A 13342-nucleotide genomic window follows, 5' to 3' on the forward strand; every position below is an offset into this window, starting at 1 on the left:
CGAGCTTCTCAAGGCTATTTCACTGAATAGGTTTTTACGCGGCTTTTTACACCCGTGTGGCTTTGCAGGCTGGCATTCACCAAAACCAAAGTGCTTTGCACCAGCTTGGCTTCCCGAACGCGGCCCCCTACCACAATCACTTTTCCCTGAACCGAATCAAGACCTTCGACTTCAGCAAAGCCGCACAGAACCACCAGGCCCTGAACATTGCGGGCTTCGACGATTTTGGAATCCGCCGATGCAGCTCTTAGTACAACTGTACTATGCACACCACTGAGCTTTGCCACCTGGTCGACACTATAGTCGGCTTTGCCATGCACCACTTTGATCTCTTGGTCTGAAACAAAGCCCTGGGTTTTACCCTCATTCGAGCACATCGCGACAGCTTTGGCGACTTCGTCGTCTTTGACGTCTTTACAGCCGCCATCGTCTTCGGCGTCAACGTCTGCCGTTTCGCCTCCGCCCTCTTTACCCGGCTCTTTCACAGGATCTTTCACCGGATCCTTTACAGGAGCGGCAGGCTCTTCCTCATCAGGCAGGTCCACCACGACATCGGGCTGATCGACAATCTCAACCTGATCCAGAGACAAAGAGTTTTCTTCAATAGCAATTCCATTTGTACCAATCTTAGAACAGTTTTGAAATGCCACCATCAAGACGGTCGCACCTGCAAGTATCCCCAGCTTCAACATCAGTGATTTCATTTCCCCTCCATCACCTGTTAAGAATGCATATGCAAGATCGGTGCATTCCTCGATTTTCTGAATACTGCAACCTGCGATGGCTGAAGCGTCTAAATTCTGATTTTGCATATAAGTTCAACGTCTTAATTACCCTGAATGAGGCATGGAAATTACTGACCTGTAATTTTCGGAGGTCGCCTCTTGTGTCCTCTGGGCAGAGCCTCGGGGTTAATTTTCAGAAGAGAAATTGCCGCACTTCAGACGAAGCCCCACTGTAAATCTTCTGAGCATCTTCACCTGCGAAAATGGTCTAACTTCACTGCCATAATGACATTAAAACTTGGCAGTGATTTCTTTGATTGTTGAAATGTCATTAAACATGAAATCAATTTTGCTCATCTTCACCGTTTTATTCGCAAGCACTTTCAGTCGTGCTCAATCTGAAATTTCCCCGGCCGATTCCGGCACCGAGCAAGGAGAAATCGACTTCGTCGAACGTCTTCTGGAAAATGACACCAATGTCTTCAAAGAGCCGCCAAAAAGTTTCGGGGGCTCCAGCGCCAAGCCACAGGCGGCGGAATATACAACCTTGAATTCACAATCAATTCATTCTGATCTGGCGGTCATTCAAAAAAACTACATGCCCAAAACAGGACGTGTGCAGCTGAGCGGCGGCTTCACGCTGCTGCCATCGGATGTCTTCTTCCGCACCTTTGGACTTAACACCAAAGCCAGCTACCACTTCAACGAAACCTGGGGTTTGGAAGCCTTTGCCTATGTCTTCACCTCCTCTTCGCGCAGTGAAGTTGATTCACTGAACCAGGAGCAGGGGCTTGAAGTCAAAAGCCTGCTGTCGATGCAGAATTTTTATGGAGTGAATCTTTACTTTAACAGCATCTACGGCAAGACCGCCTGGATGGATTCCAAGATCATCCCTTTTGAAATCTACCAGACCGTAGGAATAGGAAAAGTTCGTACCGATGGCGGAGAGGACGCCACCAGCTTTCAGGTCGGACTGGGCGATCTCTTTTCTCTGGATCGTTCCCACGCATTGCGGGTGGACCTCACCTGGGCCTTTTATTCAGCGAAGAACTATGAGGGTGACGACCAGAATTCAAACTCTCTCTTTTTAACCCTTAGCTATGGGCTGTTCTGGCCGGAACCGGACTACCGATGAAAAACACCTTTGCATTTCTTTTTCTCACCATGATGTTCCCCGTGACTGCGCTAGCCCAAAACGGCAACGCCATTTCAGCGGCCCAAAAAAGCTTTCGCGACGGGCAGTTTCGCAAATCGGCGGTTCAATTTTACAACCTGGCCTTTACCGAGAAAAATCTGAAGCCCCAGGAAAAGTCCGCCGCCCGGTACTATCTGGGTCTTTCTTTGATGAAACTGAAGATGAACCAGGCCGCTGCGTTCCCCCTGATCATCACCACCCGAGAGTCCAGCGGAACCTTGGCGCAAAAAGCCCTGCAGAATCTGGTGGTGGTTTCTGACCGCCTTAATGATACGGGTCTTCTGGACTACACCATCCGAAAAGTGGATCCAAACAATCTGGGTGAAGTGGCTCGTGATCTGTATCTGAATCGTCTGGCTCAGGCTCAGATGAACAAAGGTGAATTGGACCCGGCATTGGAGAATCTGGCTGCGGCTTTGCGTTTGCAACCGCACAACGAGGAATCCCTGTACCTCCAGGGATTGATCCATCTGAAAAAGAATCAAGCCGAGCCTGCAATCGCAAGTCTTTCGACTTTACTGGACAGATATCAGTCCCGTCCCGCAACAGATCCCAAGCGCGGCCTGGCATCCATCGCCCTGGCCCGGGCCCACTATCAAGGAAAGAACTTCAAAGAAGCCATCGATCTGTACCGGGAAATTCCCAAGGACCACCCGGCATACCGTGACTCGCAGATTGAACTGACCTGGTCCCTTTTCCGGTCAGCCCAGTTCCGCAGCGCCATGAGCACCATTCAGACACTGCACACACCATACTATGAAAACTTTTATGATCCCGAGTCCCTGATTCTTCGGGCCATCATTCTGCTTTTTGTGTGTCAGAACGATGAGGCCGACAAGTCCCTGCAAAACTTCACACGAAACTACACTCAGGCTTATTCGCAGATCGCCCAATACAACAAAGCCGCCCGCACCGCTGAGTCCAACTACAAACAGATCGATGCGGCCCGCAGACACCTCAATATCATAAAGAAAGGCGCTGCCGGAAACTACAGCGGAGAGATTCCCTTCTTTGTGGTTCGCACCCTGATGGATCGCGGGGCCCTGAAAAATAAAATCACCTATCTGAAGGAAATTGAGGAAGAAATCAAGCGGGCGGAATCCCTGCGCCAGCCCTCGGAAAAAGGCTTAAGAACTTACATCCAAAAAATTCTTCTGAAACGACAGGCCAATGCCCAGCGCGAGGCTGGACAGTTGTTGGCGAACAGCCTGCGCGCCACGGAAGAAGAGCTCTCGGTCCTTTCCGGAGATCTGAACCTGCTGCGCTATGAAGTTCTGAACGGCAAGAAGAAACAGGCCCGCAGTGAATACATCAAAAAGATCAACAACGGCGAAGCCCACAGCCGCATCGACCATGACAACAGCCGCAACTTTTACATCTCCAACGGAAATCGCTATTGGCCATTCGAAGGCGAATACTGGCGGGATGAAATCGGCAACTATCAGTACCTGGGAGTAAACACCTGTGAAACGGAATAAACTGCTCATCGCCCTGCTATGCCTTCTGGTGCAAACCGCTGAAGCCCAACAAAGCCAGGCAAAAAAAGGTCCCAAAAAGAAGGTCGTCAAGATGCAGTTTGATGACGAGCTGGTCAAGGGCGGCATCGCTTTGCCCGACATGTCCAGCATCAACTCAAAGAAGGACTTTAACTTCAAACGTCTGATCCGCGTGCGGGAAAACTTTGTGCCGGAAATGGAGAACGGAATCAATGACTTCAAAGGCAATTAAACTTCTAAGTCTGCTGTTCTGTTTGCTCTTGCTGGGCCGCTCTCTTGAAGCTGCAACCATCGAGTTCAGTGAAGAGGAACTTCCTTCCGAATCCGTGGTGCCGGTACTGGACAGCCCCTTGGCCGTTAAAAACAAACTGGTGAAACCCAAGGGACGCCTGGAACTCGGTGTGAATGCCGGCTACATCATTGATGAAATGTTTTTCAATAACGTCCTGTGGGGAACGTCGGTCTTTTACCACAGTTCAGACTACAAAGCCTGGGGGATCAAATACCTGGGGCGGATGACAGGCTTAAGCACTTATTCTGAACAGTTTGAGGGAACATCGCAGGGGCTTGATTTTAACAAAGCCCCCGCTCCGGGCGCCATGCTTCTGGGCAGCTACCGTTGGACTTTCCTGTACGGAAAATTGAGCTTTTCCAAGGATCTGGTTTTACCAACCCAATTCAGCCTGGAATTTGACCTGGGTGTGCAGCAATCCGGTCAGCAGAATCTGCCACTAACGGCAGCGGCGATCAGTCATCGCCTTTATATGAAAAGACAGTTTGCACTGGCAGCCACCTACCGGTTGTTGTTGTACCAGATGCTGGATCCGGTTTCCGCTGACATTGGCACAGGCACCACCCCGTCTGAATCTGACTTTTCTAAAAAGATTCAAATCAGTCAGGGCCTGGAGCTGGGCCTGTCCTATTTGTTCTAAGGCCTCTGCTCGCCCTAGCCCAGGGCGAGCTTTTCAAACTCTTCGATTTTACGGTTGATCACCGCAATGGATTTTCGCCAGAACTCGGGACGACGGATGTCTTCACCCAGGTGTTTTTGCACCAGATCTTCCGCAGTCATGCGGCCCGTGTCGCGCAGGATGTTGATGTAAGTCTGCATAAAGTCCTTACCCAGCTCTTCACGACGGGCATAAACACTGATGCTGAAAAGATATCCGAAGGTGTACGGATAGTTATAGAAACTGATTCCGGACATCGAAAAATGCAGCTTGGTTGCCCAATACATTTTATCATTTTCGCTCAAGGTACTGCCATACCACTTGCTCCAGGCGTCGTCGGTCAGCTTGCTCAGTTCATCGGCGCTGACCGTGCGTTTTTCGCGCATCTCATAGAAGCTTTTTTCAAAGTCATAACGAGCCGGAATGTTCAGCAGGAAGGCGGTGGCACGATCCATCTCACCCCAGGCAAATTCAATCTTTTCTTCACGGGTCTTTGCATTGGTCAAAAGCACGTCATGCAAAAGGGTTTCCGAGAAAATGCTGGCGGTTTCTGCCAAAGTCATTGGATAACCACACTCGGCAATGGGCATATCACGCATCACCCACGAATGATAAGCATGCCCCAGTTCGTGCGCTAAAGTGGATATGTCACTGTTAGAACCCATGTAGGTCATGAAAACACGCGGTTCACGTTTTTTGCGGAAGCCCGTGCAATAAGCACCGTTGCGCTTGTTCGGAAGAACACGCGCTTCAATCCAGTGTTTTTCCGCCATCATGTCCACGAACTGCGCCATTTCCGGCGAGGCCTGACCGAAGGCATCCTTGATCATCTTCAGGCCCTCTTCATAGCTGCGTTCGGCTTTTGAAGCTGAAATCGGGCTTTGTGCCAGCAAATCCCACGGGTCCAAGGCCTTTTTGCCCATCAGTTTTGCCATCGCCAGATTCGCACGGCGGGACATATCGACATTTTCATAACAAGCCGTCAGCATCGCATCCAGAGTTTCCTTGGTGATACGGCTGTAGAACAAGGACTGATCCAGATAGTGTGCAGGCTTCACCTGAGAGCGCTTTTTGATAACCTCATGGCGCCAGCCGGACAAAGCATTCAAGATCGCAGAAGCTGTTTCTTTGTGGGTGGTCCAAGCCTCTTGAATGGAAGTCCAAGCCACATGGCGGGTTTCTTCATCCTGACTGCGGATCAAAGCTGAAGCTTTCGCCAAGCCCACAGTTTCAGTGCGGTCTTTGAACTTCATTTCACAGCGCATGGTGCCGCTAAGGTTACTGTAAAGCTCACCCCATGCATGCAGGCCGGGCATGGAAAGGGCCTGCAATAAAGTTTCCTCGTCATCGGAAAGCATGAACGGTTTTTGTGTGCGTTCCTGGCTCCAGTCAAATTTTGCAGGGGTCAGTTCCGGGTGGGAAAGAATCTTGTTCAGAGTTTCCTCTGAACAACGTTTCATAAAGTTATCCACCGGGATCAGGATCTGCCACATGCGGGAACTTAAAGCCATCACTTCAGACTTCTTGGCCTGCGCCTCGCTGAGAGTGCTATCGACAGACAGATGGCAATTCAGGAAGGTCGACATGTTACCCACCAGAACTTGAGTGGCTTCCACGTCGATCCAGATCTTTTGGATCTTCTCCACATCGTTATCGAACGGAGTCTTCAGGGATTTGACGTCCTTTTCCAGCTGATCGACCTTGGATTTCACCAGGTCAAATTCAGAAAGAAATTCAGGAGAGTTGTAAGACGGATATTCAGATTCTAGATTCCAAGCCATTTTTTCCATGGGAAAGATCTTACCGTATGGACAGAAAAACAAAAAGGGCCTTTGGGGCCCTTTCTGGTTTTAACGCTTTTCGATGTCGTCTTTGGCTCGAAGCACCGTGGAGCCCAGATCGTTGATGATCTTGCTCAGCTCCGGCGAAAGGGTTTTACCCATCACCTGCAGTTGCAGGCGTTCACCTTCATAGAACGGCCCGACCAGTTTGTCGTCGTTCCACGCATCCAGGAACTCTTCTTCAAAGCCGCCGATGACCTTCTGGTCAAACAACTGCGCCCCGAACTCACGGAAACTGCCCTGCAAAGTGTCCGGATTCAAGTTGGAAGAACCCACCAGCATCACCTTACCGTCCACGGATGTGATTTTGCGGTGATTTTCCTGGTGATAGCCCTGCGTTGTTCCATTAGGGAACTTCGCTTCAATACCGAGGGTGCGACGAGCACGAACCTCGACTCCATGGCGCAGCAACTGATCCAGATAGAGTGTGTTAGGCAATCCACCCAATCCGAAGTTTCCGTTGTGATCGGCAAGAATGCGGATCTTCAATCCCGGCACCTGAGCTTTACGCTTCATCAGAGCATCATTGATGTACTTGTCGTAAATGAACAGGTGCTCCATATAGATATGGCTTTCTGCTTTCATGATCATATCCACCAGCATATTGCGGGTGTCTTTGATTTTTCCATCCACGTTGGCTTCCGCCAAACGCACGGACTGGTTGCCCACCGCCGGGAAAACAGAACGGTCCACACGGAACCACGCCAGAATTTGCTCGCGGTTTTTCAAATAGGCTTCGTTGCCGTAGCCTTCCTCTTTGTAGAAGAACCACTTCTTTTCATTCGGATCTGTCGTCAGGGCGGCATCCACGTCATCATAGTACGCCGCCTGAACCAAAGCCGCCGCCGGGCCCTTCACGTACAGGGCATTATCATAGTAATAACCACCGCTGTGATCGGACCAGTTCTTGGAACCGAAATACGCCTGAGGTGCCTCAGATTCCGGGTCCACCACGATCACCTTACTGTGATCGATCTTGGATTCGTAATACGTGTTGCGCTTTTCCAGGGCTTTGAAAGTCTCTTCCGTTTTAGGCACCAGATTGGTGATGCCAAATGGAATCCCCGGCGGATGGCGCTGAATATTGGCCTGAAGCAGATACACAGACCCCTTCAAGCCCGGATCGGTCGCCGCACGATCTTTGATGTACTTAAAGATCGGCATCATCTCGTCCTTCATGTTGTAATTTGTGGCATAGTCATGCAACAGAAGCACTTTGAAGTTCGGATTGGCTTTTTTCTTTTCCACCGTCTGATCCAGAAGGAACTTGCTCAAAGTTCCCCCCATGGTTCCACCAAACAGGAAGATATCAATGAACACGGATTCCTTCGCGGAAAGAATCATGTCACGGATCTTGGCAAACATCGGGTCTTTGAAAGACGGATGTCCTTCATCGTCCTTATGCAAAGGCATCTTCATATAAGGCTGATTAAAGTCCAAAACCCCACCAGCAAAGATCACGCGGTCGTTGAACCACTGGATTCTTTCCGGAGAGATTTCATTATGACTGACCAGCTCTACAATGTTGCCCGGTATAAAACCACCGGCCGACAATGAGTACGGATCCATCTGCGGGAAGCGTTTCTGCAGATTTTCGGTCAGTTCACGGCTGGTCAGATTCAAGTTGGAAGCCGCAGCCCAGGAAGTCATCAAAGAGCGCGCTTCGTTCTGAGCCGCCTTGTCTTTAACCAATGGGTTGTCAGCATAGTCACGCAGGGCCTGCAAGCGCATCTGCAGCCAGTACTGCATCACTTTGCCTTCGTTAGCCGCGTTCTTTTTCACAAACTTCCAATAAACCAAAGGAAGCAGTATTTTTTCCGGAACAACGGCCTCGTTGGCCTTTACAAAGGCACGAGCCTTGGTTTGTTCGGCCGCTGGGAGCTTTTTGATTTCCTGAAGCAACGTCTCGGGACGACGACAGGCTTCCGCCGCAAACATCAGATCATGATTTTTCTTATAATAGTCCATGGCGGCAATTCGCTCTTTCAGCGACACTTGCGCTGTCTGCGCCACAGCCGTGGAAGCCATCGCCACCGAGGTGAGAATTAATAAGGCCTTTTTCACAGGATACCTCCATTCACCAGAGCATCCAGATTCAGGAACTTCTCCATAGAAGACTCACATTTTTTCAGATATTGGATGCGTGCGGAATAAAGCGCCTGCGTGTCGTTCGCCATACTGTCGTTATCGCGGGAGGAATAGTACTCCACCAGCTTAACGCGGGAACGATCGCGATCCAGCTTCTTTTCCTTCAGGTCATAAACGATCTTTTCAAGGTTGAAGCTGATCTCTTCCTGAAAGGACTTTTTACTTTCCACCAGGAACTGACCTGTGGGAATGGACTTTCCGGTTCTGTCATATTTATCCGGCATCAGCTCGGATCGGCCCTCATTCGTAGAGGCCAGAAGACCCGGGAAGATCTCGATGGTTTCTTCCGTCGGAATTATATTTTTCAAAGTGAAGTTCTTGTACAAATCCACTGTGTAGAACAACGGCACTCCGGCCCCGGCGGGTTTTGCTGACAGAGTGAAACCTTCACAAGTTATAGATTTTTGCACTTCGCGATTCAGGCGATAGTAACGGCGATAGCGCACAAAACCCTTCACGCCGTTCTTTTTGATACTTGGCAGACCAAATTTCGGACGGGTGTCCAAAATCTCGGCGTACAACGTCATCGTGCCGCCAATATAGTCGGCTTTCCCCTGCTTCGCCGGGATATACACGGAATTATTGTATACTGTGCCGGTGTCCGTGGACTTTTCAAGCTGATCCCATTTAGAGCTCAACGCGCCGGTTTCATTAAAGCGGACCAGCTGATTGCTGTTCAACTCAGCCGCATAGTCATTCTTTTGATTGGGCTGAGGCAGGAACGTCAGGTCCACCTGCAAACCTGTGTTGATGATTTTATAAATACGCATGGTTTTTACAAAATTCTCAAGCAGAGCGTCTTTCAGATTTCCGGCAGCCAGCTTCGCCAGACCCTGCTCGGGATTTTCCACACCCAGAGTTTCAATGATCGCCTGATTCAGGGCCTTGCGGGCTGTTTCGGACAGATACTTCTGGTCTCCGTTTGTGTAAAACTGAATTTTCATGGGATGACGATACGGATTCAGCGGTGAATCCCCACCCATCAGGTCCCCCAAGGCTTGAACCTGACCGTCCGAAACGATCTTATTCAGGCTGGCTGGTTCACGAACTTCTTTGTGGGAGCAATGCACGGCCATCAGGGCGGCACAGGCAATCAAAGCGGATTTCATCGTCATCTTCATGATTACTTCCTAAAGATTCTGGAATTTTTTGAATTCAGCGTAGTGTTGATCGTCGGCTTTTAGAAGAAGGCCCAAAGAATAAGGCAGATCTTTGTAAACGCGTTTACCGTCGTAATACATGATCACCGGTTCGAAAGTTCTTTGGTTGCCAATTGCCAGTTGCGCCACGTTGTCCGGGCTGATGGTGTAACGGCGCAGAGTTTCTTCCAAAGGCCATTTCACATCACCAAAGACCACATACGCGATCTCGGAGCAAACAATGCGGGTGTGAGTGTGCACGTCGAAATTGAAGTCATACTCTTTCCCGATTTGGGCAATCGCCTGCAAAATGGCCTTGCGACGATATTCATCCGTAATGTTGGTACGAGTGTCGCGAACCACCAGGAAGTCGTCAATATTCAGGAAGTGCTCCAGCGTATTCAGCTCAACACCCGGGCGCAGAGCTTCCACGATGCGATGACCGGAGCGGATTTTGGCCTGAATGTTGGCTGGAATTTGATCCCACACTCGCAGGTCTTTCAACTGCTCTTCAGTTCCCAACCAGATCGCCACGTGACCGTAGTGCCCAGGAATCATCTTGTCAGTCAGACGGAACGGAGTTTTCTCCATTAAAATATCCAACGGCTTCATTTCGGCAACCAGATTGGCCTTTTCAGACTGGGACATGCTATAAAGATAGCCCTTGCGGCTTTCCACCAAACCGACCATGTTACCAAAGCCCATGCTGACACCGTAAGAAACCGCACGCACACCGCGTTTTCCACGCAGGGTCAGGCGATTCCACAGATTGGCAATGGCATCTTTAAAACCGGTACCGGTTTTGTCATTCTTAACCGCCAGGTACCAGATGCTGGACTGGGTGAGTGTGTAAAGCTGTGTTTCTTCCGGGCTGGTCTTGACCCCGTTGGCACGGCGCCAGGCCATCACAGAGTCGACAAATTTGATCGCATTTTCGATCTGGTCACGACGTTGCGTGGAGGAATAGGAATCCGCAATCGCCTGCAAGGCACGCTTTTGAGGAACGTCATAGTTCAGAACATAGCGCAAAGAAGAGTTCTCATTGAATGGCTGAATCGCCACCAGATAGTTGTCCATCAGAAGCAGAGCCGAAGCCAAGGCCATCTGCATGCGGAAGATCTGTTTTTCACCCTGAGCATCCTTCGGGTCCACATTCAGAACGTTGTAGGTCTCCCAAGTATCCTTACGAACGAAACGTTCTTTTTTGACCGTCTTGGTGCCCTTGTAAGGTTCCAGTTTGACTTGATTCTTGCCTGCGAAGTACTCGCCTTCAGCAATGGCAAGATCCATCAGCTTCTTGCGTGTTTCCAGATACTGGGCCCCCATGGCCCGAACCCATTCCCCTTCAGAACGGCTCAAGCTGATGTCACCGGTCTGTCCCAGTTTCTTTTCATCAGCAAAACGCAGTGCCTGGGCACGGAAGCTCAGGGCTTCGGACATCAAAACCTGCAGGTCATAGTATTGAGGATCTACATAATATGTGGCTGCCGGGGCTCTTTCTGTGGAAGATTTGAACGAAGAACAAGCGCCAACAAATGCTGTGAGTGCACACAACAGAACAATAGCGAAACGCATGGGAATTCCCTCCATACAAACAGATTATCCGAGGTGTCCTAACTTCTCGCTTTAAAGATGTTTCCCGACAGCAAATCTAGTCCAGAGGACCAGTGCGAAAAGACACCAAAAATCCGACAGCTGGACCTGGCAACTCGACATTGATAAACTTTCATCTATTCATCAGAGGAGATACACAATGAAGTCCAGGATCGAAGTCCTGCTTTTACTGGCTCTTTCTTTTTCGGCAAATGCCCAAAATTCTTCCTCTGAAGAAGGTCCCCGCATAATTTGGGAAGAATCATCGGACCTTCTGGATGATGATAAAGCCCTTCCTGTAAATCCTGCTCAACCGACCCCATTCAATGCCATACAGAAAAAAGACAAAAACGAATTTGTTATTGCGCCAATTCCCTTTTTGAATCCCAGTCAGGGTTGGGGAATCGCACTCATGGGTCAGTATATTTTCACTCTAAAAGAAGATGAAAGCCCGCCTTCCATTGTCGGCGGAGGCGCTTTCTACACCGAGAAACATTCTTATGGAGGAGGCCTCGCCTATTCTGGAAAACTGGCCAACGACCAGTGGCGCGTGGGCCTGGCCACAGGGAAGGCCACTGTTTTCTATGACTTTTATGGCATTGGCTATAATCAAAACAAACAGAACCTCTCCGTTCCCCTGAAACAGGAAGTAGACTTTGCCGGAATCCGGCTTATGAAACAGATCACCAACAAACTTTTTCTTGGGCTGGAGCTGATCGGCGCCGAAATCACCACCGGAATTGAGTCAGAAAATATTCCCGCCGGACTGACGGACAAACTGGTCGCCAAAACAAATTTCGTTGCTCCGAATCTGAAGGCCGAACGCGACACCCGCAATGACAGCTTTTATCCAACCGAAGGATCCCTGTTTGATCTGCAGGCCGAATTTCACAGTGAAGACCTGCACGACAACACCACCTACCAGACTTATAAGATTGCCTGGAATCAGTATATTCAACTGGCCCCGTTTTCTGTTTTTGCTTATCGCCTGATGGCCCGCTTCGCATATGGAGATGCGCCTTTTTACAGTCTGAGCATGTTTGGCCAGGGTGGCGACTTGCGCGGCTATGAAACCGGGAAATACCGGGACAAGATGATGTGGGCGGCTCAAGGCGAATATCGCTATCGTTTCTCCGATCGCTGGGGGGGCGTCGCTTTCGCTGGCGCAGGCCAACTGGCCCCCAAAGTTTCGGACTTTGAAGGCGCCGCCTTTTTGGGAAGCGGTGGACTGGGTGTGCGTTTTAAAATAGCACAAAAGAATCCAGTCGACTTCCGGTTTGACACAGCCTACGGCGATCAGAAAATCAGCTACTACTTCAGCGTCGGTCAGGCCTTCTGAGTCCTTTTTGTTTTTCTTCAAGTTTCTATCTGTAAGATATCCGAACCTGCTGGATCAGGGAATAATGACAGTTCCATATTGGAGGTCTGTATGAAATGGGGACTTAGCAGCACTTTGGTGACCCTGATAGTCGCATCATTGCCAATGACCGCTCTGGCAGACGCTTCTGCAGAAGACATGAATAAATCCAACAATCCACTGACACCAATGGTCGCCCTGAGTCTGCATGACTATATAACCTCTTCCATCTTCGGCACGGATGAAACATCAAACTCATTCAATCTGCGCGGAGCCATGCCGCATCTGCTGGGCGGCCTTCCGCAAATCGCCCGCATGACAATTCCCTATCAAACCGTACCAGGCCCCGACGGAGACCAAGTCTCGGGCCTCGGGGACATCAACGTGTTTGATATCTTTCTGTTGAAAGGCAACGAAGGCTTAGAGTTAGGCGTCGGTCCCTATTTTGTATTTCCCACCGCCAGCGAGGATGAAACCGGAGCGGGGAAATGGCAAGTCGGAGCCTCGGTCATGGCCATGAGCCCGCACCCCTGGGGACTTATCGGGGGCTTACTGACCTATCAACATGATGTTGCAGGCGATGAGGATCGTCCAACCCAGAACATCGCCACCTTGCAGCCTTTCGTTATCTATAATTTACCGTCAGCTGTCTATTTGCGCTCAACTGGCATCTGGTTCTTCAACTGGGAAACCGGCGACTATTACATTCCAATCGGGGTGGGGCTCGGCAAAATATGGAAGCTCGAAAGCGGAACCACCATGAATCTTTTCGCAGAACCCCAGTGGACCGTCGCCCATGAAGGCCTCGGCGTTCCGAACTATCAGACCTTTATTGGTTTGAACTTCCAGTTTCCTATAACAAGACATTAAAAACGAACGTGGATCTTTAGGAATGAAG

11 protein-coding genes are annotated in these 13342 nt (G+C 50.0%); 6 read left to right on the plus strand and 5 right to left on the minus strand.

All coding sequences use genetic code 11. The features are described 5' to 3' along the window. Nucleotides 1-14 precede the first annotated feature (14 nt). The gene (locus tag BD_RS16445) at nt 15-704 is read right to left on the minus strand and encodes a hypothetical protein (RefSeq protein ID WP_038448693.1); all 690 of its coding nucleotides are present in this window, start codon (nt 702-704) and stop codon (nt 15-17) included. 358 nt (nt 705-1062) lie between these two features. Here BD_RS16445 and BD_RS16450 point away from each other — a divergent pair, with 358 nt between their 5' ends. From BD_RS16450 to BD_RS16465, 4 genes are read left to right on the plus strand one after another with little or no spacing between them, the layout of a single operon-like run. After that, on the plus strand, nt 1063-1860 hold the full coding sequence (locus BD_RS16450; protein WP_157865733.1) for an outer membrane beta-barrel domain-containing protein: 798 nt from the start codon (nt 1063-1065) through the stop codon (nt 1858-1860). 41 nt (nt 1861-1901) lie between these two features. Next, nucleotides 1902-3398 carry a tetratricopeptide repeat protein gene (locus BD_RS16455; RefSeq protein WP_157865734.1) on the plus strand — a complete coding sequence of 499 codons (1497 nt, stop codon included), beginning with the start codon at nt 1902-1904 and terminating at the stop codon, nt 3396-3398. Continuing rightward, nucleotides 3385-3648, plus strand: a complete 264-nt coding sequence (locus BD_RS16460; RefSeq protein WP_038448700.1) for a hypothetical protein — start codon at nt 3385-3387, stop codon at nt 3646-3648. The genes BD_RS16455 and BD_RS16460 overlap by 14 nt, the downstream gene beginning before the upstream one ends. Then, nucleotides 3629-4348 carry an outer membrane beta-barrel domain-containing protein gene (locus tag BD_RS16465; RefSeq protein ID WP_011165922.1) on the plus strand — a complete coding sequence of 240 codons (720 nt, stop codon included), beginning with the start codon at nt 3629-3631 and terminating at the stop codon, nt 4346-4348. Before BD_RS16460 ends, BD_RS16465 begins: the two co-directional genes overlap by 20 nt. 14 nt (nt 4349-4362) lie before the next feature. On the opposite strand, the gene BD_RS16470 is transcribed toward BD_RS16465, so the two are convergent. Genes BD_RS16470 through BD_RS16485 form a run of 4 tightly spaced genes read right to left on the minus strand, consistent with a single transcriptional unit; the run spans nt 4363 to nt 11069 of the window. After that, complete coding sequence (locus BD_RS16470) at nt 4363-6156, minus strand: M3 family oligoendopeptidase (protein ID WP_041583643.1); 1794 nt, start codon at nt 6154-6156, stop codon at nt 4363-4365. 60 nt (nt 6157-6216) lie between these two features. After that, complete coding sequence (locus tag BD_RS16475) at nt 6217-8271, minus strand: phospholipase D-like domain-containing protein (RefSeq protein WP_011165924.1); 2055 nt, start codon at nt 8269-8271, stop codon at nt 6217-6219. Beyond that, nucleotides 8268-9476, minus strand: a complete 1209-nt coding sequence (locus BD_RS16480) for a hypothetical protein (RefSeq protein WP_011165925.1) — start codon at nt 9474-9476, stop codon at nt 8268-8270. Before BD_RS16480 ends, BD_RS16475 begins: the two co-directional genes overlap by 4 nt. 9 nt (nt 9477-9485) lie before the next feature. Further along, nucleotides 9486-11069 (minus strand): YiiX/YebB-like N1pC/P60 family cysteine hydrolase, encoded by a 1584-nt coding sequence (locus tag BD_RS16485; RefSeq protein ID WP_011165926.1) that lies wholly within the window; start codon nt 11067-11069, stop codon nt 9486-9488. Between the two features lie 178 nt (nt 11070-11247). Here BD_RS16485 and BD_RS16490 point away from each other — a divergent pair, with 178 nt between their 5' ends. Together BD_RS16490 and BD_RS16495 are read left to right on the plus strand one after the other, a co-directional pair. After that, nucleotides 11248-12426, plus strand: a complete 1179-nt coding sequence (locus BD_RS16490) for a BamA/TamA family outer membrane protein (protein WP_011165927.1) — start codon at nt 11248-11250, stop codon at nt 12424-12426. 90 nt (nt 12427-12516) lie between these two features. Further along, on the plus strand, nt 12517-13314 hold the full coding sequence (locus tag BD_RS16495) for a hypothetical protein (protein ID WP_011165928.1): 798 nt from the start codon (nt 12517-12519) through the stop codon (nt 13312-13314). Nucleotides 13315-13342 lie beyond the last annotated feature (28 nt).

Source organism: Bdellovibrio bacteriovorus HD100, from assembly GCF_000196175.1.
Lineage (GTDB): Bacteria > Bdellovibrionota > Bdellovibrionia > Bdellovibrionales > Bdellovibrionaceae > Bdellovibrio > Bdellovibrio bacteriovorus.